The sequence below is a fragment of the Rhodococcus sp. T2V genome (assembly GCF_029269925.1).
Taxonomy (GTDB): domain Bacteria; phylum Actinomycetota; class Actinomycetes; order Mycobacteriales; family Mycobacteriaceae; genus Rhodococcus_F; species Rhodococcus_F koreensis.
The window spans coordinates 80,995-107,129 of record NZ_JARJBD010000017.1 but is presented as its reverse complement, the minus strand read 5'-3'; the positions used below and the strand labels follow the sequence as shown (position 1 = coordinate 107,129).

The window sequence follows — 26,135 nt, the reverse complement described above, 5'->3', positions numbered from 1 at the left end:
AGGAGGATTCACATGAGCACATCACCGGATTCACCTTCGGCGCCCGGGTCCCCGGACGCGCCCGATCACAAACTGAAGAGAAGCCTCGGGCTCTGGCAGCTGACGTTGCTGGGGGTGAGCACGCAGATCGGCTCCGGCTGGTTGTTCGCGGTGCTGTCGTCGGCGTCGGTCGCAGGCCCGGCCGCCATCCTGTCGTGGGTCCTCGGCGCGGGCCTGTTCATCGTCGTGTCGCTGACCTGGATCGAACTGGGCACCATGTTCCCGAGATCGGGTGGGATCGTGCGCTATCCGGCGCTCGCCCACGGTGCGTTCGCCGGGTGGATCACCGGCTGGGGATACTGGATCGGCACCGTCTGCCTGCCCGCCATCGAAGCGCAGGCCGTCCTGACCTATCTCGGTGGCCGCTTCCCCCATCTCGGTCTGGTGAAGGTGGAGCAGGGCACCACCATCCTCGCCTGGCCGAACGGAATACTCTGCGGCATCGGCATTCTCGCAATCTTCTTCGTACTCAACCTGTTCGGCGTGAAGCTGCTGGCGAAGGTCAACACGTATGTGACGATCTGGAAGCTCGTCGTCCCGTGCCTGACGTTCATCCTGCTGTTCTTCGCGTTCAACTCGAGCAACCTCACCGTCGGCGGCGGCTTCCTGCCCACGGGGGCGGGCGGCATCGTGCACGCTCTCGCGATCGGCGGGATCGCGTTCGGGTACCTCGGCTCCCGGCAGGTGCTCGACTACGGCGGGGAAGCGCGAAACCCCAAGCGCGACATCCCCTTGGCGATCGTGCTCTCCATCCTCATCCCGATGGTCGTGTACATCGGCCTGCAGATCGGCTTCCTCGGCGCACTCGACTGGTCCGACGCCGGGATCTCCGTCGGTGACTGGGCGGGTCTGCGGACCAGCGACTGGGCGTCGGCCCCGCTGTTCCAGGCCCTCGGTGCGGCCGGATTCGGCGCCTTCGCCACCGTCCTGCTGATCGACGCCGCCATCTCCCCGGCGGGCAACGGCTGGGTCACCCTCGGCAGCGCCGCGCGGGCGTCGTTCGCGTTCGGCATCGACAAGTACGCCCCGAAGGGCCTCGCCAAGGTGAACCGGTACGGCATCCCGTGGGTGTCGCTCGTGGTCGCGATCGTGGTCAGCGCGCTCTTCATGCTCCCGTTCCCGAGCTGGTACCAGCTGGTGTCGGTGGTGTCGGTCTGCCTGGTGCTGAGCTACCTGATGGGCAGCGCGATCGCACCGGCGCTCCGCAGGACCGCACCCCACGCGGACCGCACCTGGCGGCTGCCCGCCATGGGGTTCTGGGCGCCCGCCGGCTACGCGGCAGGCCTGTTCATCGTCTACGCCGCCGGCTTCGCGTCCCTCGCGCAGCTCCTGGTCATCGCGTTCGCCGGGGTGAGCATCTACGGCGCCTACACGGCGGTGAACCACGGCTGGGTGCGCAGGCCCGCCGGGTGGTCCATCTCGGCGGTGTTCCTGGTCGTGTGGATCTACATCAGTTCCCGCGGCGGATGGTTCATGAACACCACCGAGGTGCAGCGGGCAGGCAGCTGGTCGTTCCCCGTCTACTTCGCGGCGATGACCGCGGCACTGCTGGCCTTCGTGCTCGCGCTGCGCGTGGTGAGCACCCCGGCCGGCCGCCGTCACCTCGACGCCGGTGTCTGGCTGATCGCCACCCTCCTCGCGACGCTGCTGGTGTCCTACTACGGCGAATTCGGTCCCCTCGACGAGCCGCCGCTCGCCGACTCCTGGGACCTGCCGGTCGTGATCGCGCTGGCCCTGGTCAGTTACGTGTGGGCCGTCCGCAGCGGGTTTCACACCGAACAACTCGACGCCGCGCTCGCCGACTCCGGATCAGCGGTCGAACCCGCCGCACCCACCCGCACACCGGCTCACCGGGCGACACCGGTCGCCGCCGTGCACGGACAGGAGGTCACCTCGTGAAGGTTCTCGTCGTCGGAGGCACCGGCCGCATCGGCACGGCGGTGGTGGACACCCTGACACCCCACCACGACCGGCGACTTCCGGCAGGGTTTCGACGACAAGTTTCTTGAGCAGATCGAACTGGCGCTGCGGGGGCTGCCGTTCGTCGCCGACGGCGGCTCGTTCACCCTGGTCACGGGCGTGCTCGGCCACGTCTACGAACTGGGATAACGGCAGCAACCGTCAAACCTCACAATCTGGACCTCAGAGGCGCTCCGGAACTGGCACTGTGCACCCCACCGCACCCTCCATACAGTGTTGTGCATCACATCAACAGTTCAGTTCGCGGTGGATCGTCTCCCCTCATCTCCGCCGGCACTGTTCTCCGTTCCAACCGCCGGTGATCCGACCCGGATCGCGATGGCGACCTGACGTTTCCGGTCAGCGCACAGTGGAGGAAAACGTGACTGCAACACCACCCCCGGCCCAATCCCAGGACTCCGACCAAGGAAAGGGCCAGGAGTCCGGACTCGGGAAGGGCCTGAAGAAACGGCACATGAACCTCATCGCCCTGGGCGGCGTGATCGGTGCCGGATTGTTCGTCGGCAGCGGTGTCGTCATCGAGAGCGCGGGCCCGGCGGCGATCGTGTCGTTTCTCATCGCGGGGGTCATCACGCTCCTGATCATGCGGATGCTGGCGGAGATGGCCGTGGCCAAGCCGGTGGTCGGATCGTTCTACGTGTACGCCAGGGAAGCGCTCGGCAATCGCGCCGGATTCTCCGTCGGCTGGATGTACTGGTACTTCTTCGTCATCGTCGTCGCCGTCGAGGCCATCGCCGGTGGCCGAATACTCCAGCTCTACCTGCCGTCCGCACCGCTGTGGATCCTCAGCCTCGGCCTGCTCGTCATCCTGACCTGTACCAATCTGGTGTCGGCACGGTCGTTCGGTGAGTTCGAGTACTGGTTCTCGTCGATCAAGGTGCTCGCGATCGTCCTCTTCCTCGGTCTGGGTGCCCTGTGGATCACCGGACTGTGGCCGGACTCGACCCCCGGGGTGGCGAACCTCGTCGATCACGGCGGATTCGCTCCGCTCGGCTGGGGCGCGGTGCTCGCCGCGGTCGTTCCCTGCGTCGCGTTCTTCACCGGCGCCGAGATCGTGACCATCGCGGCCGCCGAGTCCGCGGAACCCAAGAAGGCCGTCGCCCGGGCGATGCGCTCCATCGTGGTCCGGATCATCACGTTCTACGTCGGGTCCATCTTCGTGGTCGTCGCCGTGGTGCCGTGGAGCGCCGAAGCCGTCGGAGTCAGCCCCTACGCGGCGGCCCTGTCCGCCCTGCACATTCCCGGCGTGGCCACGATCATGAACGTCGTCATCCTCACCGCGGTGCTGTCCTGCCTGAACTCCGCCCTGTACACGTCCTCGCGGATGCTCTTCGCCCTCACCCGCAACGGCGACGCCCCGCACATGTTCACCCGCCTGTCGGGTGGCGGTGTGCCCCGGCGCGCCATCCTCGCCGGGACGGTGATCGGATACGCCTCGGTGATCGCGGCGTTCGTCTCCCCGGATCTCGTGTTCTCGTTCCTGGTCAACTCGTACGGCGCCGTGGCGCTGTTCGTCTACCTCATGATCGCGATCTCCCAGGTCGCGCTCCGCCGGAAGCTGGAGGCGCAGGATCCCGGGTCCCTCACCCTGAAGATGTGGCTGTTCCCCTGGCTCAGCTACGCGACCATCGCGCTGATGGGGACCGTCATCGCCGCCATGGCCGTGCTCCCGACCACCCGTTCGCAGTTCTGGCTGAGTGTGGTGACTCTGGCCTTCATCCTGATCGGCTACGAGTTCCGCCGGCGCAGCCGCACCAGCGCCGAACGCCTCGACACCGTCACCCCGCCCGCGGAATCGGCTGCCACGGGTGCCGAAGCGGAACAACTCGTCGGAGTCGTGACGCGCGAACAATACTGACACACGCCTTGTCGAAGAGGGGCAGGGACCGCACCGGCGGTCCCTGCCCCTCTTTTGTGCCCCCGATGCCACATCGGCTTTTTCCGGCACGACCCGCCGCGAATCGGGGCACACTTGCAGAAGACCTCGGCGGAGGAGGACACCGTGTTCCACCGCGGAGACGACGTCGTCACCGAAGAACACTCGCTCGACGAGTCGCTGCTCGTCGAGCCCGACTCCCGGCGCCGGCCGTGGCGGGAATTCCTCGTCTCGACCCCGGGACGACTGTCCGTGCTGGGAATCGTGCTCGTCACCGTGGCGCTGGCGACCGGGGCGGTCACGTCGGCGGCGATCGGCGCCCGGCAACAACGCATCGAGACGCTGCGGACGCACACCGAACCCCTCACGTACGCGGCCGAACGGCTCTACAGTTCGCTGTCCATCGCCGACGCCGCGGCGGCCACGTCGTTCATCTCGGGCGGCGTCGAGCCGATCGCCGTCCGCAATCGGTACAACCAGGCGATCGGGGACGCGTCGAATGCGCTGGTCACCGCGTCGAACGGGGTCGACTCGACCGACGCCGCCGCCCTCGCCCAGTTGTCCGAGGTGTCCCGGAACCTCGCCGCGTACACGACGCTGGTCGCGACGGCCCGCGCCAACAATCGCTCGGGCAACCCGGTCGGCGTCGCCTACCTCAGCGACGCGTCCTCGATGATGCAGGACACGATCCTGCCCGCCGCCGAGCGTCTGTACTCGGAGCAGTCGAGAGCCGTCGCCGACACCCAGGTCCTCACCGGGCGGCTCCCCAGAGTCGCGTTCGCCGCCACCGTCGCCCTACTCGTCGCGCTCCTCCTCGCGCAGGTGTACCTGGCGCGCAAGAGCAAACGCCGCATCAACCCCGGCCTCGTCGTCGCGTCCCTGCTCGCCGCCACCCTCCTGGTCTGGCTGGCCGGCGCCACCCTGGTCTCCACCGCGGCCACCGATCGGGCGAGAACCGAAGGGGCGCAACCACTCGCGACGATCACCCAGGCGAGGATCCTCGCTCAGCAGGCCCGGGCGGACGAGACCCTCGCGCTGCTGCAGCGCGGCTCGGACGAACAGTCCGAGATCGACTACGCCCGCCGCTCCGCCGCGCTGGCCGACGTGCTCGCGGGGCTGCAGGGCGGCTCTCACGAACCGGGAGCCACGCAGCCGATCGACGAGGCGGTGACGGCACTCGGCGACTGGCGGCACGCGCACGAGATGCTGGAGCAGAGGCTGGAGGTGGGGGACTACCCGGGGGCGACGGCCGTCGCGATCGGCCCCGCGGACTCCGCGTCTCCCGCGACGTTCGCGGCCCTCGACGAGGCGCTGCAGCACGGTATCGACAGCTTCCGCGGCGAGGAACTCGACGGAATGACCGAGTCCTTTCGCTCGTTGTCGCTGCTCGCGGTGGGTAGCATGGTGATCGGCGTGCTCTGCGGGTTCGCCGTCGGTGGGGGGATCTGGCCCAGACTGAACGAGTACCACTGATGACGCGGGTGAGGCGACCGAGACGGCGGACGTGCCCGCGCGCCCTCGTCCTGTCAGCTGCCGCGGCCACCGTTCTCGCGGCCGGCTGCGCAGCCCCGCAACCCCTCACTCCCATCGCCAGCGGCGACTACTCCGAACAGCCGTTGACGAACGGGCTCCAGATCCATCCGCCCACCGGCGACGTGCCCGCGGAACCACCCGCACCCGACTCCTGCGGCGCGCTCGCGAGCCTCCGCCCGGTCACCGCGCCGGACGTCCGGGCTCCGGGAAGCGCGCTGGCCGAGATCACCGCACGCGGCAGGCTCGTCGTCGGGATCGACCAGAACACCAACCTGTTCAGTTTCCGGGACCCGACCACCGGCATGCTGATGGGATTCGACGTCGACGTCGCGGGTGAGATGGCGCGGGACCTGTTCGGCGACCCCAGCAGGATCGAATACCGCCTGCTCACGTCCGGCGACCGTTTCGACGCCCTCGAGAAGAAGGCCGTGGATCTCGTGGTCAAGAGCACGACGATCACGTGCGAACGGTCCGAGCGCGTCGCCTTCTCCACCGTGTACTTCCAGGCGTACCAGCGACTGCTGGTGCCGAAGGTCTCCGGCATCTCCGGCCCGGAGGATCTGGCGGGCAAGCGCGTCTGCACCGTCGCCGACACCACCTCACTGGACACGGTTCGCCGGGTGCAGCCCGCGGCCACGATCGTGACGGTGCCCGACTGGGACGACTGCCTCGTGACGCTGCAGCAGCGTCGGGCCGACGCCGCGAGCACCGACGACTCCATCCTGGCCGGGCTCGCCGAGCAGGATCCGAATCTGGAGATCGTCGGCCCGCCGCTGCAGTCGGAGCCGTACGGTATCGGGGTCAACAAGGGCAACGAGGATCTGGTGCGCTTCGTGAACGGGACGCTGGATCGGATGCGCGCAGACGGAACGTGGATGAGGCTCTACGACAGCTGGCTGACGGTGCTCGGGCCCGTCACCGGACCGCCGACCGCCACCTACCGGGACTGAGGTGTCACCGACCGTGAGCGACGAGACCAGGCGAACGCCGATGGACGAACCGGAATCCACACGCGGAGTGCGGTTCGACCCGTTCGCGGACGACGACGAGGACGAGGTCCCCTCGTCCCGCACCGAGCCGGACGCCGCCCACACCTCCGATCTGTCGATGCTCCTGACCAATCCCGTTCTCGCCGAGCACAAACGGTTCTGCGACCGGTGCAAGCGGCCCGTCGGACGGTCCACCGCGGCGCGGCCGGGTGACACGGAGGGGGTGTGCACGCACTGCGGGACCGTGTTCTCGTTCGCCCCGCAACTCGAGGCGGGCGAGTTGGTGGCGGGCCAGTACGAGGTCCTCGGGTGCCTCGCCCACGGCGGCGTCGGCTGGATCTACCTCGCGCTCGACCACAACGTCAGCGACCGCTGGGTCGTCCTCAAGGGCCTGCTGCACTCCGGCGACCCGCAGGCCCAGGAAGTGGCGCTCGCCGAGCGCCGGTTCCTCGCCGAGGTGACGCACCCGAGCATCGTCAAGATCTACAACTTCGTGGAACACCCCGGGGTGGACGGCAATCCCGTCGGCTACATCGTCATGGAGTACGTCCGGGGCCGGACCCTGCGGGACGTGCTCACCGAACTGAAGGAGGAGGCGGCGCCCGACGACCCGAAGCCGAGGCTGCCGGTGGAGCATGCCATCCGCTACCTCCTCGAGGTCACGCCTGCGCTCGGATACCTGCACTCGATGGGGTTGGTGTACAACGACCTCAAGCCCGAGAACATCATGATCGGCGACGACTACGACCAGCTCAAGCTCATCGACATGGGCGCGGTCGCCAGGATCGGCGATCACGGATACATCTACGGCACACAGGGTTACCAAGCCCCCGAGATCGCCTCCACGGGACCCACCGTCGCGTCGGACATCTACACCGTGGGGCGCACGCTCGCCGTGCTGACCCTCGACATGCCTACTGCCGGGGGCTGTTACGTCGACGGCCTGCCGACTCCGGAGGCGGCGCCGCTGCTGGCGGAATACGAGTTCTACCAGCGGCTGCTGCTGCGGGCCATCCACCCCGACCCGGCCAAGCGTTTCGCGTCGGCCGACGAGATGTCGACGCAGCTCGAGGGTGTGCTGCGGGAGGCACGGGCACAGCGGACCGGAAACCCGCAGCCGGGACTGTCCCACCGTTTCAGCCCCCAGCGCACGACGTTCGGGACCGACCTCACGATCAGCCGTACCGACGTGTACGTCGACGGGCATCGCCGGGACGAACGCATCAGCGCGATGAGCATCGTTCGGGCACTGCCGATTCCGTTGGTGGATCCGGACGATCCGGCGGCCCCGCTGCTGTCCGTCGTGCACAGCAGGCCGCGGGAACTCCTCGATTCGCTGCACCGGGCCAAGGAGGTGGCGGCGAAGGAGGGCGTGGAGTCCACGAGCATCGAGATCCCGCTCGCCGAGGTGCGCGCGCACCTCGACCTCGGGCAGCCGCGTGATGCCGCCACCATCCTCGAATCCCTCGACCACGAACTCGAGGACACGTGGCGCGTCGACTGGCACACCGGGCTGTGCGCTCTCGTGGGCGGCGACTTCGAGGAGGCGTTCACTCGCTTCGATTCGGTCCTGACGGCGCTACCGGGCGAGGAGGCCCCGAAACTCGCGCTCGCGGCGACGTCCGAGATGTGGTGCGAATACCGCGCCGCCGAGAACCTCGGGCGGTGGCGCGGGACCGCCGAGAAGTACTACCGCACGGTGTGGCGCACCGATCACGGCGCCGTCAGTGCCGCGTTCGGGCTGGCACGGCAACTCGAGCACCGCGACGACCGGGTCAACGCGGTGCAGGCGCTCGACGAGGTGCCGCCGACGTCCCGGCACTACGCCGAGGCGCGGTTGACGAGTGTGCTGATGCTCGTCCACGATCGACCCCTCGCGGAGGTGAGCGAACGGGATCTGCAGGAGGCGGCCCGAAGAGTCGAACTGCTCGCCCACGACGAGCGACGCGCACTCCAGACTCGCGTGCTCGTTCTCGGCGTGGCCGTCGACTGGCTACATGCCGGCGGTGTCCCCGAGGCGACCAGGATCCTCGGGGTGCCGTTCACCGAGCGCGGTCTGCGCACCGGGGCGGAGGCGGCGCTCCGGGCGCTCGCCCGCAAGGCGCCCGAGCGCAGGCACCGGTACACGCTGGTGGATCTCGCGAATCTGATCCGCCCGACCACGTGGCTGTAGCGCCCCGGATCAGAGCCCGCCGAATCCGACGGGTTCGCGACCCCACCGGGCATTCCACGCCATCACCTGCATCCGGTCACTCAAAGCGTCACGGCTGCGGACTGTTTCGGCGAGCTGCGCCATGAGTTCGATGATGCGGCGCCGGGCATCCTCCAGTTCCGCGGCCAGGCGCTGCTCCTCCCTCGACCTCGCGGTGCGGTTCCTGCCGGCGACCATCGTGTTCATGTCTGCTCCGATCGTGACGTCGCGGCGTGTGCCGCTCAGCTCATCTGACCGACAACTCTGCGGCATCTGGTACGGGTCCAGAAGATCCAGAAGAACGGCGGCGCAGGGGTCCAATCTGGACCTATGACGCAGCACACAAGTGGCTCTGACGTCGGAGACGGTTCGACCGTAGGGTTCGGGTACTCAACCCGATCGGAGAGGTACCTATGCGCAATCACACCGACGCACTCACGATCGCGGGCCGGGACTTCTCGTCGCGGCTGGTGATGGGTACCGGGGGTGCGGCCAACCTGGCCGTTCTCGAAGAGGCGCTGATCGCCTCCGGCACCGAACTGACCACGGTCGCGATGCGCCGGGTGGATGCCGTGGGGAGAACCGGTCTGCTCGAACTGCTGGATCGGCTGGGCATCGCATTGTTACCGAACACCGCCGGCTGCCGCGGCGCCGCGGAGGCGGTGCTGACGGCGCAGTTGGCCCGGGAGGCACTGGGCACCAACTGGATCAAGCTCGAGGTGATCGCCGACGAGCGCACGCTCCTGCCCGACGGGGTCGAACTCGTCTCGGCAGCAGAACAACTCGTCGACGACGGCTTCGTCGTGCTGCCGTACACCAACGACGACCCGGTGCTCGCGCAGCGCCTGGTCGACGCCGGGTGCGCCGCCGTGATGCCCCTCGGGTCGCCGATCGGCACCGGGCTCGGCATCTCCAATCCCCGCAACATCGAGATGATCGTCGCGCGCACGGACATCCCGGTCATTCTCGACGCCGGGATCGGCACCGCGAGCGATGCGGCGCTGGCGATGGAACTCGGCTGCGACGCCATCCTGCTCGCCTCCGCGGTGACGCGGGCGTCGGACCCGCCGCTGATGGCGGCGGCGATGGCCGGGGCGGTCACGGCCGGACGCCGCGCCCGGACCGCCGGGCGGATACCGAAACGGTTCTGGGCGCAGGCGTCGTCCCCGGTCGCGGTGTAATCGGGCGCCCGCGAACGCCGACTCGGCTAGCGTGAACGCCCATGCGGGTACACCACCTCAATTGCGGCTCGTTCTCCTCGGCGCTCATCGGGCGGTTGGTGTGCCATGTGCTGGCATGCGAGACCGACGCGGGCATCGTGCTCGTCGACTCCGGTTTCGGACTGGCGGATGTCGCCGACCCCACCGGTCGCGTCGGCAAGTACGCGAAGCTGACCGGCGCCCGGTTCCGCGAGTCGGAGACGGCGATCCGCCAACTCGGCAAGCTGGGGCTGGATCCCTCGGACGTGACTCACATCGTCGCGACGCACCTCGACTTCGACCACATCGGCGGGGTCGCCGACTTCCCGAATGCCACCCTGCACACCACCGCCGCGGAAGAGGCTGCGTCGGAGGAACGTTCGTCGTTCCGCGAGAAGGTGCGGTACCGTCCCGCCCAGCTCACCCCGCGGCCGAGGACGCACACCTATTCGGGGCCGGGCGAATCCGTGCTCGGCTTCTCCGGCGCCCACCCGATCGACGGGGTCGGCGACCGCATCGTGCTCGTCCCGATGCCCGGGCACACCCGCGGTCATGCAGCGGTGGCCGTCGACACCGGCGACCGCGGCTGGCTGCTGCACGCGGGCGACGCGTTCTACCACCGCAGCACCGTCGCCGCCCGCGGGCAGGTGTCGCCGGGAACCGCCGGTCGCGCGCTGCGGGTGATGGAAGAGCTGATCGCGGTGGACCGTTCGAAGATCCGCGCCAATCACCGCCGGCTCCGGGAACTGAACAATCAGGTGGCCCCGCGGGTCCGGGTCTTCTCCGCCCACGACCCGACGCTGTTCGAGGAACTCGCCGCGGAGCGGGGCTGACTCAGCCGCCGGTCTTCACCGCCGTCAGGTAGGTCGCGCGGTCGGCCAGGTCCGCGAGTTCCTCCGGGAGTTCGGGGGCGGGCCGACCGTACGACTCGGCCAGCGCGAACGGAGAATAACTCCGCACCGACCAGCCGTGCTCGGTCAACCAGTGCTCCGGGTCGGCGCGCTCGTCGCCGTAGAACAACTGGGTGATGTCGAGGTCGCCGAACGGGTCCTTGTCGAAATACTTCTTCCTGATCTCGTCGAAACGCTTCGCGTCGGCGCCCGGCGCGAAGTTGTCCACAGCGATGTGGCTGCCCGGGCTCGACAGTTCGTCGATCCGCTCGAACAAGGCGTCGTGTGCCGCGCCCGGCAGGTACGCCAACAGTCCCTCGGCCGACCACGCGGTGGGCTTGCCGCGGTCGAGGCCTGCGGCGTCGAGGGCGGCCGGCCAATCGTCCCGGAGATCGACCGGCACCGCGCGGCGATCGGCCTTCGGCCGCGCATCGTGCTCGGACAGCACTTCCCCCTTGAACTCCAGCACCTTCGGCTGATCGACCTCGAACACCGTCGTACCCGCCGGCCAGTCGAGGCGATACGCCCGCGCATCCAACCCGGCTGCGAGGATCACCGCCTGCGACACTCCGTCCGCCGCGGCCGTGAGGAAGAATTCGTCGAAGAACCGCGTCCGGAACCCCATGAACCCGGAGAACGGTGTGTCTCCCAGCGAGGACGGGTCGGCCAGCAGCCCGGTGAAATGCGGTTCGCCCGCGGCCTCCACGAACCACGACGCGTAGTCGTCGCGGATCAGGGCATCGGGACGAACGGTTTCCAGCGCCCGGAACGTCGCCACCCCCAGGGCCGTGAGCCCCACGCTGCTGACAATGTCCCAGGAATCACCGTCGGTGCGCATGAATACCTCCCGATCGTGCCGAAGTGTCGGACATGACGACCGACCAGGCTCCCCGGCGATTCTACGCCGCCACGCTCACTGCATCTATAATGCTGCCGCACAACCCGTTTCGGGGGCTACCTCTTCAGAAGCGCACGCAGCGCGTCGACGATGTCCCCGGGCGCTTCCTCCGCCATGAAGTGACCCGCGGCGAGGGTGTCGTGCACCAGGTCGGGTGCCCAGGCCCGCCAGAGGCCCGCGGCGTCGTAGCCGAGCACGCTGCCCCAGTCCTGCTGGACGACGGTGACGGGCATCCGCAAGTGGTTCCCGGCAGCCCGGTCCGCCCGGTCGTGCTCGACGTCGATGCCCGCAGACGCCCGGTAGTCGGCGACGATCGACGGCACGGCGTCGCGGGACGCCCGCAGGTACTCCGCGCGCACGTCGGCGGGCATCGCGTCGGGATCAGCGGTCCAGGCGTCGAGGAAGTGGCCGAAGAACGCGTCGGCGCTCGCGCCGATCATCTGCTCCGGCAGTCCGGGCGGCTGCGCCATCAGGTACAGGTGGAACGCGACCGCGGCGTCCGCGCCGTGCAGGATGTCCCACATGTCCAACGTGGGCAGCACGTCGAGCGATGCGAGATGGCTGATCGCATCGGGGTGGTCGAGTCCGGCGCGGATGGCGACCAGCGCGCCGCGGTCGTGCCCGGCCAGCGCGAACCGGTCGTGGCCCAGTTCCTTCGCGAGCGCGACGACGTCGGCGGCCATCGTCCGCTTCGAGTAGACGGTGCCGTCCGTCTCGGCGGGTTTGCCGCTGGCGCCGTAGCCGCGCAGGTCCGGGCAGATGACGGTGTGCTCGGCGGCCAGGTCGGTGGCGACGTGCCGCCACATCAGGTGCGTCTGGGGGGAAACCGTGCAGCAGGACGATCGGGCTGCCGGAACCGCCGACCGCGACGTGCAGGTCCACGTCGTCGGCGACGGTCACGCGCTGGTAGTCGAATCCGGGGATGACAGGGGTCATGGGTGGTGGCCTTCCGTGCTCGGGGTGGTTCTCGTCCAGTCTCGGGGCGGTCGATGAGCATTCGATGAGCGCTATACCGTGGCGGAGTGACTCCTACGTTCGGTGTGCTCGGGCCGGTGGTCGCGTGGGACGAGACGGGCGGCCCCGTCGAGCTGAAGGGACCACGTCACCGGGCGGTGCTCGCCCGCCTGATCGTCGCCCGCGGACGGGTCGTCCCGGTCGGCGTCATCGTCGACGACCTCTGGGTCGACCCGCCCGCCGGAGCGAAGGGCGCGGTCCGCACGTTCGTCTCCGCACTGCGACGCGCCCTCGAGCCGCAGCGCGCGGCCCGCACCGCCGCGAGGCTGCTCGTCACCGACGGTCCCGGGTACGCGCTCCGGGCCGGCCCGGAGTCCGTGGACGCGTGGCGGTTCGAGCACGCGGTCGCCGAGGCCGCGACCGCCGCACCGGGGCGGGCCCTCGAACTGTTGGAGGAAGCGCTGGGGTGGTGGCGCGGCCCGTCGTACGCGGAGTTCGCCGGAGAGTCGTGGGCCCACGCCGACAGGACGCGGCTCGAGGAGTTGCGACTGTCCGCGGTGGAGCGGCGGGCGGAGGCCCGGCTGGCCGCCGGGCTCGCAGCCGAGGCCGTACCGGACCTCGATGCCTTTGTGGCCGAACACCCTTGGCGGGAAAGGGCGTGGCGGCTGCTGGCCCTCGCCCTCTACCGCTCCGGCCGCCAGGGTGAGGCACTGGCCGTGTTGCGCCGGGCGCGGGAGCTGCTCGCCGAGGAGCTGGGAATCGACCCGAGCCCGCAGCTGACGTCCCTCGAGACCGACATCCTGCGCCGCGACGACCGCCTCGAACTCGACCCCGACCGGATGTGGGAGCGCGCGGCCGCCGCCTACGACCGCACGGTGGCGTCCGGTGCCCGGGCGCGACTTGAATCGACGGTCGGGCTGCTGCGCAGCCTCGCCGTGGCCGGCGGCAGCGGTCTCGCGGCGGCCCGGGAGCAACGGCTCGCGACGATCGTCGCCGCCGAACGACTGGGCGACCCCGAACTCACCGCCCGCGTGATCGGGGCCTACGACGTCCCCGCCATCTGGACGCGCTCCGACGACCCGGGGCAGGCGGCGCTGATCGTCGCCGCAGCCGAACGCACGCTCGCACGGCTGTCGCCCGGTGACCACGACACCGCCCGTGCTCGGTTGCTGGCCACGATCGCCCTGGAGTCCCGCGGGACAGCGGGCGACCGCGGGTTGCGGGCCGCCCGGGAGTCCGAGGCGATCGCCCGCGCACTCGACGACCCGGCGCTGCTCGCGTCCGCGCTCAACGGCGTCTTCATGCACACGTTCCACCGCTCGGGCCTCGCCCCCGAGCGGGACGCGATCGGCCGGGAACTGATCACGCTGTCGGTGCGACACGGGTTCGTGAACTTCGAGGTACTCGGGCATCTCGTTCGGCTACAGGCGCTCGGGGCGCTCGGCGACTTCGCAGGCGCCGACGAGCACGCCGCCGCCGCCGACGACCTCGCCGAGCGGCACGAGCGACCGCTCGTCGCCGTGTTCACGACGTGGTACCGGGCGATGCGCGCGGCGGCGACGGGTGCGTCCGACGCGGACGCCGAGTCCGGCTACCGGGCGGCGGCGAAGCTCCTCGACGACAGCGGGATGCCCGGCCTCGAGCACGGGATCCTGCCGCTGGCGCTGCTGTGCCTGCGGGTGTCGCGGGGCCTGCCGGCGACGTTCGACGCCGGCACCGAGTGGGGGCCGTACGAGCCGTGGGCGCGGCCCCACCTCCTGCTGGCGGACGGTCGCCCGGACGACGCGGCGGCCGCGCTGCGCCGGATCCCCGATCCGCCACGAGATCTGCTCGTCGAGGCGCTGTGGTCGTTGATCGAACACGCCGCGGCCGCCGTCGGCGACGCTCGGCTGATCGAACGCGCCCGAGCCGAATTGGCACCCGCCGCAGGCGAAATCGCGGGGGCAGGGAGCGGGATGCTCACGATGGGCCTTCGGCCCGTGCGTGGTTGACGAGTCCCTGCACTCGTTAACCACTCACAGGCGTCACTTGGCCCACTCCAGCAGGTCGTCGGCGGACCACGTGTTCACGACGCGGTCGGCGTCGACCCCGCACCGCATCGCGCGCTCGCATCCGTAACCCTGCCAGGCGAGTTGGCCCGGGGCGTGCGCGTCGGTGTCGATGGAGAACAGGCACCCCAGGTCCATGGCCAGATCGATGAGCCGGCTCGGGGGGTCGCGGCGCTCGGGACGGCTGTTGATCTCGACGGCGGTGCCGTGGTCGCGGCAGGCCGTGAACACCTGCTCGGCGTCGAACGTCGACTCCGGCCTGGTCCCGCGCCCGCCCTCGACGAGCCGGCCCGTGCAGTGACCCAGCACGTCCACCAGCGGATTCTCGACGGCTCTGACCATCCTCCGGGTCATCGCCCCGCGCTCCGCCCGCAACTTGGAGTGCACGCTGGCGACGACGATGTCGAGTTCGTCGAGCAGGTCCGGATCCTGATCGAGCGACCCGTCCTCGAGGATGTCGACCTCGATGCCGGTGAGGATGCGGAACGGCGCGAGTTCCTCGTTCAGCTCGGCGATCACCTCCAGCTGAGACCGCAGCCGCTCCGCCGACAGCCCGTTCGCGACGGTCAGCCGTGGGGAATGGTCTGTCAGAGCGCAGTATTCGTGGCCGATGAGGGCCGCGCTGCGCATCATCTCGTCGATCGGGCTGCCGCCGTCGGACCAGTCCGAATGGGTGTGCAGATCGCCCTTGAGCGCCTGACGCAGCGCGCCGCCGCCGATCGGCTCCGCATTCTCCCGCAGTTCCGCCAGATAGACGGGCACCCCGTCGAGCGCCTCCCGGATCACCGTCGCCGTCTTCGGTCCGATGCCCGGCAGGTCCTTCCAGCTGTCGGTACGCCCGCGGACGTCCCGCTGCTCGTCGGACAGTTCGGCGACCACGTCGGCCGCCCGCCGGTACGCCTTCACGCGGTGCGTCTCCGCCCGCGACCGTTCGAGCCAGAACGCTGTCTCTCGCAGGGCCTGCACCGGGTCCATCGGGCTGTCGGCGTCCATAACTCCAGTGTTGCGCCCACCCGGACGTCACCGCAACGCTTCGCGCGCCCCGTCCCGAACCGCGGTCGTGAGCGCCGCGAGGATGGGCGAATCCAGCTTCCACCGCTGCCAGTACAGCGGAACGTCGATCGGACGGGACGGGTCGAGCTCCACGAGACCGTGGTCGTCGCCGGTGTGCAACTCCGGCAGCAGTCCCCAGCCCAGTCCGAAGCGGACGGCGTCGGAGAACGCCGAGGACCCGGGCACGAAATGCCGCGGCGGCTGCAACCGGCGCCGGGTGAATCCGCGCAGGAACCGGGCCTGCAGTTCGTCCTTGCGATCGAAGTCGAGCATCGGTGCCACCGCGAGGGCGTCCGCGGTCGGGCCGTCGGGAAGCCAGCGGTCGGCGTAGTCGCGGCTGCACAGCGCGCGGTACCGCATCGACCCCAGCTTCTCTACGGTGCATCCCTGCACCGCCTCCGGGACGGACGTCACCGCGGCCATCACCGTGCCGTCCCGCAGCAGGGTGGTCGAGTGGAATTCGTCCTCCCGGTGCAGGTGGAACAGCGCCCGGTACTCCGGCGCCAGCCGGGCGAGAGCCGGAATCATCCACGTGGACAGCGAATCCGCGTTGACGACGAGCGGCAGCGTGCTCGTCGCCGCCTCGTCGGGATTGAGGGAAGACATGGCCTCACGCTCGAGGTGCGCCATCTGGCGGGCGAGCGTGAGCACGACGTGTCCGGAGTCGGTGGCCCGGACCGGCTTGGCCCGCTGCACCAGGACGCGTCCCACCTGCTGCTCTAGCGCCTTGATCCGCTGGCTCACCGCGGACGGCGTGATGTGCAGTACCCGGGCCGCGGCGTCGAAGGTGCCTTCGTCGATCACGGCGGCGAAGGTGCGCAGGGCGGACAGGTCCAGATCCATATGAAGCGATACTAATGGCAATGAAGGATAATTAGCTGGATTGATGACGGTGGGGTTCGTAGCGTGGTTCCCATGCACCTCACCCCTGCCCTGCTCACGGCGGCGGCCGGCTTCGGCACCGGCCTGTCGCTGATCGTCGCGATCGGCGCGCAGAATGCGTTCGTCCTGCGACAGGGGATCGTCCGCAGGCACGTTCTGCCGGTGGTCGTGCTGTGCGCGGTGTCCGACGTCGCGCTCATCGCCGTCGGGATCAGCGGAATCGGGGCCGTACTCGCACACGCTCCCGCCGCCATCACCGTGATCCGCTGGGCGGGAGCGGCATTCCTCGTCTCCTATGCCGTGCTCGCCGCCCGTCGCGCTCTGCGCCCCGGAACGCTGGACGCCACGAAGGAAGTCGGATCGGCGACCCTCGCGACGTCGATCCTCACCTGCCTCGCGCTCACGTGGCTCAACCCGCACGTCTACCTCGACACGGTGCTGATGCTCGGCTCGGTGGCCAACAACCAGGGCGATTCGGGGCGGTGGCTGTTCGGTCTCGGCGCCGCCACCGCGAGCGTCACCTGGTTCCTCGCACTCGGCTACGGCGCCCAGTTCCTGCATCGCGTGTTCGCCCGCCCGAACGCGTGGCGGGTGCTCGACGCCGGAATCGCCGCGCTGATGCTCGCCCTCGGCATCACCCTCGTCACCGGCTAGTCAACATTTTGTTGACAGTGCATATCTCGTCAACCAATACTTGACAGATGTCGGATGCCACGCTCACCCAGCTGCTGTCGGACGCGATCGCCAGGGCAGACCCCCAGATCGACCGGGGGCTCGACCACGACCCCGCCGCCTACCTGGCCCTCGTCCGGCTCACGTCGCAGGCGCGGGAGTCGGTCGACGAACTGCTGGTCTCCGCGATCTCCGCCGCACGCTCCGCCGGCCACAGCTGGGACACAATCGGCGCCGCCCTCGGCATGTCGCGGCAGGCGGCGCAACAACGCTTCGGCAAACGGATCGGCGACGCCCCCGACCCGGACCCGGACGACCGCACCCGCCGGCTCACCCCACTGACCGCGTTCAACGAGATGCGCATCCTCAACCGCGCCGGCTCGTACGGCTGGCACTCCATCGGATTCGGCACCCTGTTCCACACCGTCCGCAAATCCGACGAACAGTGGGAGCACACCCGGGCGTCGGCGCTGGTCGGCCGCGAGAAGCTCGAGGCCGACGGCTGGCAGAAGGTCGGGACGCTGTGGTTCCCGTGGGCGTACTTCAAGCGCCCGCTGGGCATCCCCGCGCTCCCCGAACCGGTGAGCGGCGACTACCTGATGGAACCGTGATGGACGCCGTCGCACGATTCGCGGCCGCCCGCGTCGCCCGGCTCGCCACGGTCGGGGCGGACGGGGTGCCGCACCTCGTCCCGCTCGTCTTCGCGCTCGACTCCGACGCCATCTATTCCTGCGTCGATCACAAACCCAAACGCACCACGGCCTTGCGGCGCCTGAAGAACATCTCGGCCAATCCCGCCGTCACGCTGCTGGTGGATCACTACGACGAGAACTGGGACCACCTGTGGTGGGTGCGGGTCGACGGCCGGGCCCGGATCCTCGACCCGGACTCCGACGAGGGCACCGCCGCGCTCGACGTCCTGGCCGCGAAGTATCCGCAATACGTCGACCGCCGCCCGGACGGACCGGTGATCGCGATCCACGACCTGAGGTGGCATCACTGGTCCGCCCTGTGAGTACTTGTTAACCGCCGGCGGTTAAGAAGTACTCACCGGGCGATAGCCTCGTGCGCATGCCCACAGCCCTGATCACCGGCGCCAGCCGTGGCCTCGGAGCCGCCATCGCCCGCGAACTCGCACCGACCCACGACCTCCTGCTCGGCGCCCGGTCGGCCGGGTCGCTGACCGGCATCCTCGCAGAATTTCCGGGCGCCACCCCCTGGCCGGTCGAGCTGACCGACTACGACGCGGTGGCGGCGGCGTGCGCACCGATCGACCGGCTCGACGTCCTCGTCCACAACGCCGGTGTCGCCGACCTCGCGACCGTCGCGGAGTCGACCGTCGAACAGTGGCGGCACACGCTCGAGGCGAACGTGATCGCGGTGGCCGAACTGACGCGACTACTGCTGCCCGCGCTGCGCGCCGCAGCCGGCCACGTGGTGCTGATCAACTCGGGTGCCGGCATCCGCGCGAACGCCGGCTGGGCGTCGTATGCGGCGAGCAAATTCGCTCTCCGCGCGTTCGGGGACGCGCTGCGGCTCGAGGAGCCGTTACTGCGCGTCACATCTGTTCACCCCGGCCGGATCGACACCGATATGCAGCGTGCCATCGTGGCCGGCGAGGGCGACGAGTACCGGCCGGAGAAGTACCTGCAGCCGTCGACCGTCGCAAAAGCCGTGCGTACCGCGGTGGAGACGCCGCGTGACGCGCACCCCACAGAAGTCGTGCTGCGGGTGCGCTGACAGCGGAGAAACCTGCGTGAGATACATCACAGATTGATCTCACAGAAAGGCTTTAAGCTGCTCACAATCAGTCGCCCTACAGTTCTTCTCATCAGCAGAGATCGCAAACGCGAGTCGGCTCCCGCGAGCTGACTCCCAGGAGGTATCCCCACGATGAACACCGAACAGCGTATGCACAGCGACACCGTCGTCGCGGTCGACGGCGACGTCTTCGCGACGATGTTCACTCTCGATCTCGGTGACGGCGAGGTCGATCGCGACGCGGTCGAGCGGATTCACGGCGGCGACTTCGACGAGTGGATCGAGGCGGCAGCGCGGTCCGGTCTGTTCACGCCGCAGGCGGTCGCGGCCCTGGTGCAGCAGTGGCAGGAGAACCCGAAGTCCCTGTTCGACGCGCTCCTCGTCGATGCCGACGAGATGACCCACAAGCGCTACGCGATCATCTGGGACGCGCTCGACGACGTCGACACGTTCGAGAGCGTCGAATACGCCTGACGGTCAGAACGGCCACGCGGGGACGGGCGGCAGGCCCTCCCGCGTGGGGCGTCCGACGACCCACGCCAGCAGTTCGGTGCGCGGAAGTTCCGGCGCCCGGACCTCCGGATATCGGACGGCCAGCTCGGGCAGCTCCGATTCCAAGGTGTGCTCCACGAAAAGTTCCGGCCAGTCGGCCGCCGTGTAGTCGAGGCCGAGGTCCACGTGGTGGATCTCGAGTTCACGCCATCGCAGCACCGGCACCTGACGCGCCGGCACCCGCTGACGCCAGTTCACCGGCGTCTCGTACAGATCTTCCGTGATCCCGCGCAGCGACTCGATCACCCGCCGTCCCGCGAAGCGGAAATCGGCCACCAGCAATTCCGCCGGACGCCCGGCCCCCTCCTCGATCGCCGCGGCCCGCGCGGCCGGACCGCCGGGGTACATCTCGGGCGCGGCCTCCCCGCTGAGCACCCCCACGGCGAATCGGTTGAGCGCATCGGCGTTCCTCGCGAGGTGCGTGACGACGTGCCCCCGGCTCCACCCCGGCAGCAGCGACGGTCCCCGCGCCTGATCGTCGGTCAACCCCGCCAGCTCGGCCTCCACCGTCCGGTGCGATTCGGCAACAGCATCGAGCAGTTCGGCATACGACAGTGCGGCACCCGGTGACGTCATGCAGACGATGCTCCCACAACTCGACCACGGCGAATTCCCAGGATCCCGATAACGGAACGATGACGATCGGCTTCCGGCGGGTGCATGTGGGACAATCGTACTGATACTGAGATCGACTGTCGGACAACGTGGTTGAAAGGTGGTGTGTGATGTACAACGAATCCGCTACGTGGGGGATACCGAGCGAGACCTTCCTGGTGATCTACATCGCCGCCGCCGTGCTCTCGGTCGGGCTGGCTCTGTTCCTCCGTTCCCACGGCAACCCTCCCGCCCCGACCGCCGGTTTTCGCCTCGACCCAGTGCAGACTGGCATGCTGACCAGCGACGATCGCGCCATCGCCGCATCCCTGACGCTGTTGCGGGGAGTCGGCATCATCTCCGACGACGGCACGATCCTGCGGGCGTGGGGAGTCCCCGACAACGCCCTCGGGTGGTTCACGCGCGCCGTCTACGACGAACTCGCCTCCGGGCGCGGCGCCCTCGGCAACCTTCGGCTCCCAGGCCGGTTGCGGGCCCCACTCGACGAGTTGCGGACCACCCTCGTCGCGCAGGGACTCCTCACCGGAGCCGAGCAGAAGGCGTGGAACCGCCGGGCGACCATCCCGATCCTCGTCGTCGCGGCCATCGGCGTCGCACGCCTCGTCGCCGGGTTCGCCGCGGGCAAGCCGATCGGATTCCTACTGGTCGCGGTGGTGCTGCTCTCGGCCTCACGTGAGCTGGTTCGACGGACCGGTCGCAGGACACGCCAGGGAACGGCGGAATTGCAGCGACTGCGCCGCGAACACTCGTACCTGTCGCCGCGGATGCGCCCGTCCCCGACCGCATACGGTCCGACGCCGATCGCGTTGTCGACGGCACTGTTCGGGATGGGTGCCGTCGCCCTGTTCTCACCGGGGTTCGCGAGCGCGGCCGGCATCTCCGACAGCAGCAGCAGCGGCGGCGACAGTGGCGGCGGCGACAGCTCCTCCTCCTCCTGCGGCGGTGGCGGTGGCTGCGGCGGCGGAGGCGGGTGCGGGGGATGACCGCCCTGATCGAGCCGGGCCTCGGCATCGGCTGGCGACCGGAGATCTGCGGGATCATCGACCGACTGGACGGCCTGCGGTTCTGCGAGGTGATCGCCGAATCGCTGCCCGCTCGCCGACGCAGGGTCCGCGTTCCGGACGAGCTGCGATCGCTGGGGGTTCCCGTCGTCCCGCACGGCATTTCACTGTCGCTGGGTGGCGCCGAGCCCGTCCAGCAGCACCGGATCGAGCACCTTGCTCGGTGCGCCGACGCGCTCGGTGCGCCGCTCGTCAGCGAGCACGTCGCGTTCGTGCGGGCGGGCGGTCTCGAGGCCGGGCATCTGCTGCCGGTGCCGCGCTCGGCGGAGGCCCTGGACGTGTTGGTGCGCAACGTCCGGCGCACGCAGGAGTGTGTGCCGGTGCCCCTGGCGGTGGAGAACATCGCGGCCCTGTTCGACTGGCCGGACGACGAGTACTCCGAGGGCGAGTTCCTCGCCGAACTGGTCGAACGCACCGGGGTCCACCTGCTGCTGGACGTCGCGAACGTCTACGCGAACGCCCGCAACCGCGGGCGCGACGCCGCCGAGGAACTCCGGCGGCTCCCCCTCGAACGTGTGGCCTACTGCCACGTCGCAGGCGGATCCGAACGGGACGGCGCGTACCACGACACCCACACCGACCCGGTGCCCGTCGAGGTGCTGGACCTGGTCCGGGAGTGGGCATCCGGGGGCGCCCCCGCGATGATGCTCGAGCGCGACGGGAACTATCCGCCCGCCTCGGAGTTGTTCGGCGAACTGGATGCGATAGCGGACGCGGCCGGTTTCGAGCGGATCACCCGGGGCGCCGAATGGAGCTGGCCGTGACAGGGCTGGCCGATCGGCAGGCGGCGCTGGTGCGGGCTCTCGTCGCGTCGGGGGAACCGCCCGAGGGATTCGACCGCGACGCACTCGACGCCGCATCGAAGGCGTTGCTGCGCAAGCGGTCCGGTGGGTTCGGGGAGTCCGGCGAACTGCCCGCACGGACGCGGCGGCGCCTGTTCAGCCTGCGACGAAAGTGAGCAGCAGCTCGTTCACCTCTTCGGCCCGTTCCAGCTGGACGAAGTGGCCGGCGCCGTCGAGGAGGTGCACGCCGCGCAGGTCGGGTACGGTGTCGCGCATCCGGTCGAGTGCCTGCGCACCGCTCATCGCGACGACGGGATCGTTCGCACCGGCCACGAACAACGTCGGCACCTCGATCTGGGCCACCCCGACTCTCGCGGCACGTTCCCAGTTGGCGTCGTACGCCCGGTACCAGTTCAGGCCGCCGGTGAATCCCGTCCGGGTGAAGACCTCCACGTAGTGCTCGAACTCGTCCTCCGTCAGCCACGACCACGGCAGGGGTGGGGCGTCGGGCAGCACGTCCAGGTACCCGTTGCCTTCCGACGGGTGCTGCCAGATGTCCAGGTAGCGGTAGTCGCCCGACAATGCGTAGAACAGTCGCTGCAGGAAGCCGCGGGGGTCGCCGTCGAGTTCGCGGTCGGCGACACCGGGTTCCTGGAAGTAGTGGATGTGCAGGAAGTGCTTGCGCGCCAGCGACGCATAGAGTTCCGAAGGTCGGAGTGGGAACCGATCGGGCATGTAGGGAACGGACAGCAGCACCAGCCCGGACACGCGTTCGCGGTGACGCAGCGCGACGGTCCAGGCCACCGGAGCGCCGAAGTCGTGGCCGACGAACACGGCACGGTCGAGTCCGAGGGCATCGATCAGGCCGATCAGTGCGTCCGACACCCGCTCGTTGGTGTAGTCGTCGATGTCGCGGGGCACGTCGGTGCCGCCGTAGCCGGGCATGTCCGGGGCGATCGCGCGGTACCCGGACGCCGCGAGGGCCAGCATCTGGTGCCGAAAGCTGCAGCCGAGGCCCGGGAACCCGTGGCACAGGATCACGGGCGGACCGTCACCCAGTTCGCTGATCTGCCAACGGAATCCGTCGACCGTGACCGATCGCTCCGTCGACGTCGCCATGCTCCGAATCCCTCCACCGGCTGGAACGCGTTCTCGCAGTGTACCGTAACGGCGACGCCACTAGAATGCACTTGATTCGCAGTGGTAACCGTCGACCGACCGGGGAAGTGGAGTGATGCGCAATGGTGGAGGCACGCTCCCGCCATGAGTTCGTCGCGGTCCAACTCCGGCAGCGCATCATGCAGCGGCAGTACGCGGTGGGAGAGTCTCTGCCGAGCGAGAGCATGCTGTGCGCAGAATTCGAGGTGTCGCGCGGCCCGGTGCGCCAGGCCCTCGCGACGTTGAAGAACGAGGGGCTCATCCAGCTGTCCCAGGGCAAGCCGGCCGTGGTCCGCAGCCACGACATCACACAGACGCTGGACACGTTCACGCCGTTTACCCAGTGGGCGCACCGCACCGGACGCACCGCGGGGAGCCGCACGCTCGAGATCGCCCGCCGCCGGGTGTCCGAGCCCGCCGCCGCCGCGTTGGGAGCGGGGCCGGACGACTTCGTCGTCGAGGTTCTCCGCGTCCGACTGCTCGACGGCGAACCGACGATGCTCGAGCGGAGCACGTTCACCGACCGCGTCGGCTCCCTGCTGTTCGAGTTCGACATCGACTCCGGGTCGATCACCGACTACCTCACCTCCCGCGGCGTCCGGTTCGAATCGATGGAGCACGTGCTCGACGCCGTCGCCGCCGCCGAGGCCGAGGCCGAACATCTCGGCATCGCCCCCGGCAGCCCCTTGCTGCGGGAACGCCGGACCTCGCGGGATCAGCACGGCGACATCTTCGAGTACGCCGACGACCGGTACCGGCCCGACCTCGTCGCCTTCAGCATCGTGAACGCTCGGACCGTCGACCCGCGGGTCCCGCCGGGCGACGGTAACGGCTCCTGATCGTCGGCCCCGACATGCGATTCCCGTGCGACGAACGGGACGCTCGTTCGATCTGACGCAACGAGCGTCCCGTTCGTCGCGGAAGCGGGGTGGAAGCGGGGTGGAAGCGGGGTGGATCAGGGGAGGATCAGGCGCTGCGCAGCCGGTCGAGCAGACCGGGCAGGTCCGCGACGCTGTCGAGGACGTGGGTGGCCCCGGCCTCGGACAGCTGGGTGGCGTCGTGGGCGCCGGTGAGCACGCCGACGGAGGCGCGGGCTCCGGCGCGCAGGCCGGTGGTGATGTCCGACGTGGTGTCGCCGAGCACCACCATGGACTGCACGGACGGGGCGCCGGCGCGCATCAGCGCGGTCAGCGGCATGTCGGGGAAGGGGCGGCCGCGGACGCCGTCACCGGGGCAGAGCACGACGTCGGCGACGTCCTCCCAGCCGAGCGCGCGGATGATCGACATCTGCGTCTCGTGGGCGAACCCGGTGGTGAGCGCCGTCTTGATGCCCTGCTCCCGCAGCGAGCCGAGGAGTTCCTCGGCGCCGGGAACGGCGCTGCACCGGCCGTCGTCGACGAGTTGCGCGTAGCAGCGTTCGAATTCCTTGTTCGCGGCCTGCGCCTGCTCCTCGTTTCCTCCGCTGAGGTGGCGGAAGACGACGATCTTGGACTGGCCCATGGTGTCGGAGACGTACTCGAGCATCCGCTGCCGGTCGTCGTCCGTCTTCGACAGCCCGGCGTGCGCGTCCGCGGCGAGGAAGGACTGCTGCACCAGCCCGCTGTCCTCCACGGTGGTGCCCGCCATGTCGAAGACGACGAGGCTGATGTCACGGTGCTGTGTTCCCATTGTCGTGTTCCTCTCGGGTTTCGATGAATGTGTTTGTGGGATAACGTGTTCAGTGCGCTGATTCGGCTTCGCGGCCGAAGACGTGGTCGATCCGGTCCTTCGCCAGACCCATGCCGGTCGTCATGCCGATGCCGGTGGTGACGGTGACGAGGTGCACCCCGTCGAGGGGCTCCTCGATCAGGAACTCCGCGTCGGGGGCCGAGCTGTACACGCCCTGCCAGCGCTCGGTGACGGTGACGTCCGGGACGCCGAACAGGGCGGCGGCCTCGCGGATCAGCACCTCGAACCCCTGCTCCGACTGGAACGACTCCGCCGAGACATCACGGTTGTGGGTGTCTCCCAGCAGGATCGAGCCGTCGGGCTGCGGGGTGTACATCTGGTGGAGGTCGAGGTCGGCGTAGTCGGGGTGCTCGTCGCGCAACCGCGCCGCGAGTGCCGCCGTCGCGGGCAGGCCCGCGAAACCGCTGTACCGCACGAGCGACCAGCCGGTGAACAGGGGCCCGGGCAACGGTGCGGGCAACGGCATCCTTGCGCGCAGCATGTGGAGCCGGCACCGCAGGAGCCCCCGGCGCTCGGCCTGCTCCGGGAACAGGCGGTCGATGTCGTGGTTGACGGTGACGAAGACCGTCCCCGCATGCAGATCGCCCCGCGAGGTGTGGACCACCTCGGGGCCGAATCCCGCTGCGGCGGTGCGCCAGAAGAAGTCGACGCCGGACGCCGCGAGCCACCGCGCGACGGCGGGGGCCGCTTCCCGCGGGTCCACCTGGAGGTCGCCGGCCAGATACATGCCGCCGACGACGCGATCGCCGGAGACGGGGAGCGCGGCAAGGGTCCGCTCGCGCGGCAGCAGTTCCACCTCGACAGGTCCGCGCCTGTCCGCGAACTCGGTCATGACGGCCATTTCGTCGTCGCGCCTTGCCACACAATACGTTCCGGACTCGGAGATCCAGAACCCCGCCTTGCGCGACAGATCGAGCCAGTGCTCCCGGCCGGCCAGCGCGTACTCGCGGGCGACACCCGACTGGGCGGTGATGCAGACGTGGCCGAAGTTCTGGACGGATGCGCCCGCGACTCGGTCGGCATGATCGATCACCGCTACCGACAGGCCGCGGTCGAGCGCGTGGTAGGCGTGCGCGAGACCGAGGATTCCGGCGCCGACCACCACCACGTCGTAGCGTCGTTTTTGTGTCATGAATTCCACCTTGGCCCCTGGGCGCTCAACTTGTCAATACAAGTGGTTCGAATTCACCACAGGTATAGATAAGTTTCCGATCGTTCACCGTCCGTTGCGGGTCGGTGCGGGCGCGCCGGGTGGCACCGGCGGGCGGTTGCTG

25 protein-coding genes and 1 pseudogene are annotated in these 26,135 nt (G+C 69.4%); 17 read left to right on the top strand and 9 right to left on the bottom strand.

What is annotated here, in order from left to right:
* Nucleotides 1–12 precede the first annotated feature (12 nt).
* From P3H15_RS16835 to P3H15_RS16815, 5 genes are all read left to right on the top strand, one after another.
* The gene (locus P3H15_RS16835) at nt 13–1,938 is read left to right on the top strand and encodes an APC family permease (protein WP_276138286.1); all 1,926 of its coding nucleotides are present in this window, start codon (nt 13–15) and stop codon (nt 1,936–1,938) included.
* 535 nt (nt 1,939–2,473) lie between these two features.
* On the top strand, nt 2,474–3,877 hold the full coding sequence (locus tag P3H15_RS16830) for an amino acid permease (RefSeq protein ID WP_276138318.1): 1,404 nt from the start codon (nt 2,474–2,476) through the stop codon (nt 3,875–3,877).
* Between the two features lie 144 nt (nt 3,878–4,021).
* Nucleotides 4,022–5,368, top strand: coding sequence for a hypothetical protein (locus tag P3H15_RS16825; protein ID WP_276138285.1), 1,347 nt, complete (start codon nt 4,022–4,024; stop codon nt 5,366–5,368).
* Nucleotides 5,368–6,378 (top strand): glutamate ABC transporter substrate-binding protein, encoded by a 1,011-nt coding sequence (locus P3H15_RS16820; protein WP_276138284.1) that lies wholly within the window; start codon nt 5,368–5,370, stop codon nt 6,376–6,378. Before P3H15_RS16825 ends, P3H15_RS16820 begins: the two co-directional genes overlap by 1 nt.
* 40 nt (nt 6,379–6,418) lie before the next feature.
* A complete protein-coding gene (locus tag P3H15_RS16815; RefSeq protein WP_276138317.1) occupies nt 6,419–8,590 on the top strand; it encodes a serine/threonine-protein kinase in 2,172 nt (723 codons plus the stop codon).
* 9 nt (nt 8,591–8,599) lie between these two features.
* Here the strand turns inward: P3H15_RS16815 and P3H15_RS16810 are convergent, their stop codons facing one another.
* Nucleotides 8,600–8,815 (bottom strand): hypothetical protein, encoded by a 216-nt coding sequence (locus tag P3H15_RS16810; RefSeq protein WP_276138283.1) that lies wholly within the window; start codon nt 8,813–8,815, stop codon nt 8,600–8,602.
* Nucleotides 8,816–9,021: 206 nt separating this feature from the next.
* Here P3H15_RS16810 and P3H15_RS16805 point away from each other — a divergent pair, with 206 nt between their 5' ends.
* Both P3H15_RS16805 and P3H15_RS16800 read left to right on the top strand, forming a co-directional pair.
* Entirely contained in the window at nt 9,022–9,789 is a 768-nt protein-coding gene (locus P3H15_RS16805; protein WP_276138282.1) for a thiazole synthase, read from the top strand.
* A 41-nt stretch (nt 9,790–9,830) separates the two neighbouring features.
* Complete coding sequence (locus P3H15_RS16800; RefSeq protein ID WP_276138281.1) at nt 9,831–10,640, top strand: MBL fold metallo-hydrolase; 810 nt, start codon at nt 9,831–9,833, stop codon at nt 10,638–10,640.
* A 1-nt stretch (nt 10,641) separates the two neighbouring features.
* Here P3H15_RS16800 and P3H15_RS16795 read toward each other — a convergent pair whose 3' ends face one another.
* A complete protein-coding gene (locus tag P3H15_RS16795; protein WP_276138280.1) occupies nt 10,642–11,535 on the bottom strand; it encodes a class I SAM-dependent methyltransferase in 894 nt (297 codons plus the stop codon).
* A gap of 116 nt (nt 11,536–11,651) precedes the next feature.
* Nucleotides 11,652–12,531: pseudogene (locus P3H15_RS16790) on the bottom strand (alpha/beta fold hydrolase).
* Nucleotides 12,532–12,617: 86 nt separating this feature from the next.
* Between P3H15_RS16790 and P3H15_RS16785 the strand changes: the two are divergent.
* A complete protein-coding gene (locus P3H15_RS16785; protein WP_276138279.1) occupies nt 12,618–14,540 on the top strand; it encodes a BTAD domain-containing putative transcriptional regulator in 1,923 nt (640 codons plus the stop codon).
* Nucleotides 14,541–14,573: 33 nt separating this feature from the next.
* Here P3H15_RS16785 and P3H15_RS16780 read toward each other — a convergent pair whose 3' ends face one another.
* Nucleotides 14,574–15,572, bottom strand: a complete 999-nt coding sequence (locus P3H15_RS16780; RefSeq protein ID WP_072942652.1) for a PHP domain-containing protein — start codon at nt 15,570–15,572, stop codon at nt 14,574–14,576.
* Nucleotides 15,573–15,617: 45 nt separating this feature from the next.
* The gene (locus tag P3H15_RS16775; protein ID WP_276138278.1) at nt 15,618–16,493 is read right to left on the bottom strand and encodes a LysR family transcriptional regulator ArgP; all 876 of its coding nucleotides are present in this window, start codon (nt 16,491–16,493) and stop codon (nt 15,618–15,620) included.
* A 72-nt stretch (nt 16,494–16,565) separates the two neighbouring features.
* Here P3H15_RS16775 and P3H15_RS16770 point away from each other — a divergent pair, with 72 nt between their 5' ends.
* The 5 genes from P3H15_RS16770 (at nt 16,566) to P3H15_RS16750 (ending at nt 19,439) form a co-directional block, all read left to right on the top strand.
* Complete coding sequence (locus P3H15_RS16770; RefSeq protein ID WP_276138277.1) at nt 16,566–17,186, top strand: LysE/ArgO family amino acid transporter; 621 nt, start codon at nt 16,566–16,568, stop codon at nt 17,184–17,186.
* Between the two features lie 47 nt (nt 17,187–17,233).
* Nucleotides 17,234–17,815, top strand: a complete 582-nt coding sequence (locus P3H15_RS16765) for a hypothetical protein (RefSeq protein ID WP_276138276.1) — start codon at nt 17,234–17,236, stop codon at nt 17,813–17,815.
* Nucleotides 17,815–18,219 carry a TIGR03668 family PPOX class F420-dependent oxidoreductase gene (locus P3H15_RS16760; protein ID WP_276138275.1) on the top strand — a complete coding sequence of 135 codons (405 nt, stop codon included), beginning with the start codon at nt 17,815–17,817 and terminating at the stop codon, nt 18,217–18,219. The genes P3H15_RS16765 and P3H15_RS16760 overlap by 1 nt, the downstream gene beginning before the upstream one ends.
* Nucleotides 18,220–18,275: 56 nt before the next feature.
* Complete coding sequence (locus P3H15_RS16755) at nt 18,276–18,944, top strand: SDR family oxidoreductase (protein WP_276138274.1); 669 nt, start codon at nt 18,276–18,278, stop codon at nt 18,942–18,944.
* A gap of 153 nt (nt 18,945–19,097) precedes the next feature.
* On the top strand, nt 19,098–19,439 hold the full coding sequence (locus P3H15_RS16750; protein ID WP_072942546.1) for a hypothetical protein: 342 nt from the start codon (nt 19,098–19,100) through the stop codon (nt 19,437–19,439).
* Nucleotides 19,440–19,442: 3 nt separating this feature from the next.
* Here P3H15_RS16750 and P3H15_RS16745 read toward each other — a convergent pair whose 3' ends face one another.
* Nucleotides 19,443–20,093, bottom strand: coding sequence for a maleylpyruvate isomerase family mycothiol-dependent enzyme (locus tag P3H15_RS16745; protein WP_276138273.1), 651 nt, complete (start codon nt 20,091–20,093; stop codon nt 19,443–19,445).
* A 149-nt stretch (nt 20,094–20,242) separates the two neighbouring features.
* Between P3H15_RS16745 and P3H15_RS16740 the strand changes: the two genes are divergently transcribed.
* The 3 genes from P3H15_RS16740 to P3H15_RS16730 are packed head-to-tail and all read left to right on the top strand — an operon-like array spanning nt 20,243 to nt 22,151.
* The gene (locus tag P3H15_RS16740; RefSeq protein WP_276138272.1) at nt 20,243–21,115 is read left to right on the top strand and encodes a TIGR04222 domain-containing membrane protein; all 873 of its coding nucleotides are present in this window, start codon (nt 20,243–20,245) and stop codon (nt 21,113–21,115) included.
* Nucleotides 21,112–21,957 carry a DUF692 domain-containing protein gene (locus P3H15_RS16735; RefSeq protein ID WP_276138271.1) on the top strand — a complete coding sequence of 282 codons (846 nt, stop codon included), beginning with the start codon at nt 21,112–21,114 and terminating at the stop codon, nt 21,955–21,957. Before P3H15_RS16740 ends, P3H15_RS16735 begins: the two co-directional genes overlap by 4 nt.
* On the top strand, nt 21,954–22,151 hold the full coding sequence (locus P3H15_RS16730; RefSeq protein ID WP_276138270.1) for a hypothetical protein: 198 nt from the start codon (nt 21,954–21,956) through the stop codon (nt 22,149–22,151). Before P3H15_RS16735 ends, P3H15_RS16730 begins: the two co-directional genes overlap by 4 nt.
* On the opposite strand, the gene P3H15_RS16725 is transcribed toward P3H15_RS16730, so the two are convergent.
* Nucleotides 22,132–23,094, bottom strand: coding sequence for an alpha/beta fold hydrolase (locus P3H15_RS16725; protein ID WP_276138269.1), 963 nt, complete (start codon nt 23,092–23,094; stop codon nt 22,132–22,134). The two genes, P3H15_RS16730 and P3H15_RS16725, sit on opposite strands and share 20 nt — an antisense overlap.
* A gap of 122 nt (nt 23,095–23,216) precedes the next feature.
* Here P3H15_RS16725 and P3H15_RS16720 point away from each other — a divergent pair, with 122 nt between their 5' ends.
* Complete coding sequence (locus P3H15_RS16720; protein WP_276138268.1) at nt 23,217–23,972, top strand: GntR family transcriptional regulator; 756 nt, start codon at nt 23,217–23,219, stop codon at nt 23,970–23,972.
* A 127-nt stretch (nt 23,973–24,099) separates the two neighbouring features.
* Here the strand turns inward: P3H15_RS16720 and P3H15_RS16715 are convergent, their stop codons facing one another.
* Nucleotides 24,100–24,801, bottom strand: a complete 702-nt coding sequence (locus tag P3H15_RS16715) for a phosphonatase-like hydrolase (protein WP_276138267.1) — start codon at nt 24,799–24,801, stop codon at nt 24,100–24,102.
* A gap of 49 nt (nt 24,802–24,850) precedes the next feature.
* Nucleotides 24,851–25,993, bottom strand: coding sequence for a TIGR03364 family FAD-dependent oxidoreductase (locus P3H15_RS16710; RefSeq protein ID WP_276138266.1), 1,143 nt, complete (start codon nt 25,991–25,993; stop codon nt 24,851–24,853).
* Between the last annotated feature and the right edge of the window lie 142 nt (nt 25,994–26,135).

Excerpts from the sequence above, each read along its gene's own strand:
- P3H15_RS16715 (WP_276138267.1), bottom strand. The coding sequence starts at position 24,801 with ATGGGAACACAGCACCGTGACATCAGCCTCGTCGTCTTCGACATGGCG.
- P3H15_RS16795 (WP_276138280.1), bottom strand. The coding sequence starts at position 11,535 with ATGCGCACCGACGGTGATTCCTGGGACATTGTCAGCAGCGTGGGGCTC.
- P3H15_RS16710 (WP_276138266.1), bottom strand. The coding sequence starts at position 25,993 with ATGACACAAAAACGACGCTACGACGTGGTGGTGGTCGGCGCCGGAATC.
- P3H15_RS16750 (WP_072942546.1), top strand. The coding sequence starts at position 19,098 with ATGAACACCGAACAGCGTATGCACAGCGACACCGTCGTCGCGGTCGAC.
- P3H15_RS16835 (WP_276138286.1), top strand. The coding sequence starts at position 13 with ATGAGCACATCACCGGATTCACCTTCGGCGCCCGGGTCCCCGGACGCG.
- P3H15_RS16800 (WP_276138281.1), top strand. The coding sequence starts at position 9,831 with ATGCGGGTACACCACCTCAATTGCGGCTCGTTCTCCTCGGCGCTCATC.
- P3H15_RS16720 (WP_276138268.1), top strand. The coding sequence starts at position 23,217 with ATGGTGGAGGCACGCTCCCGCCATGAGTTCGTCGCGGTCCAACTCCGG.
- P3H15_RS16765 (WP_276138276.1), top strand. The coding sequence starts at position 17,234 with ATGTCGGATGCCACGCTCACCCAGCTGCTGTCGGACGCGATCGCCAGG.
- P3H15_RS16760 (WP_276138275.1), top strand. The coding sequence starts at position 17,815 with ATGGACGCCGTCGCACGATTCGCGGCCGCCCGCGTCGCCCGGCTCGCC.
- P3H15_RS16725 (WP_276138269.1), bottom strand. The coding sequence starts at position 23,094 with ATGGCGACGTCGACGGAGCGATCGGTCACGGTCGACGGATTCCGTTGG.
- P3H15_RS16815 (WP_276138317.1), top strand. The coding sequence starts at position 6,419 with ATGGACGAACCGGAATCCACACGCGGAGTGCGGTTCGACCCGTTCGCG.
- P3H15_RS16740 (WP_276138272.1), top strand. The coding sequence starts at position 20,243 with ATGTACAACGAATCCGCTACGTGGGGGATACCGAGCGAGACCTTCCTG.
- P3H15_RS16820 (WP_276138284.1), top strand. The coding sequence starts at position 5,368 with ATGACGCGGGTGAGGCGACCGAGACGGCGGACGTGCCCGCGCGCCCTC.
- P3H15_RS16810 (WP_276138283.1), bottom strand. The coding sequence starts at position 8,815 with ATGAACACGATGGTCGCCGGCAGGAACCGCACCGCGAGGTCGAGGGAG.
- P3H15_RS16755 (WP_276138274.1), top strand. The coding sequence starts at position 18,276 with ATGCCCACAGCCCTGATCACCGGCGCCAGCCGTGGCCTCGGAGCCGCC.
- P3H15_RS16770 (WP_276138277.1), top strand. The coding sequence starts at position 16,566 with ATGCACCTCACCCCTGCCCTGCTCACGGCGGCGGCCGGCTTCGGCACC.
- P3H15_RS16780 (WP_072942652.1), bottom strand. The coding sequence starts at position 15,572 with ATGGACCCGGTGCAGGCCCTGCGAGAGACAGCGTTCTGGCTCGAACGG.
- P3H15_RS16805 (WP_276138282.1), top strand. The coding sequence starts at position 9,022 with ATGCGCAATCACACCGACGCACTCACGATCGCGGGCCGGGACTTCTCG.
- P3H15_RS16775 (WP_276138278.1), bottom strand. The coding sequence starts at position 16,493 with ATGGATCTGGACCTGTCCGCCCTGCGCACCTTCGCCGCCGTGATCGAC.
- P3H15_RS16830 (WP_276138318.1), top strand. The coding sequence starts at position 2,474 with ATGAACCTCATCGCCCTGGGCGGCGTGATCGGTGCCGGATTGTTCGTC.
- P3H15_RS16745 (WP_276138273.1), bottom strand. The coding sequence starts at position 20,093 with ATGACGTCACCGGGTGCCGCACTGTCGTATGCCGAACTGCTCGATGCT.
- P3H15_RS16735 (WP_276138271.1), top strand. The coding sequence starts at position 21,112 with ATGACCGCCCTGATCGAGCCGGGCCTCGGCATCGGCTGGCGACCGGAG.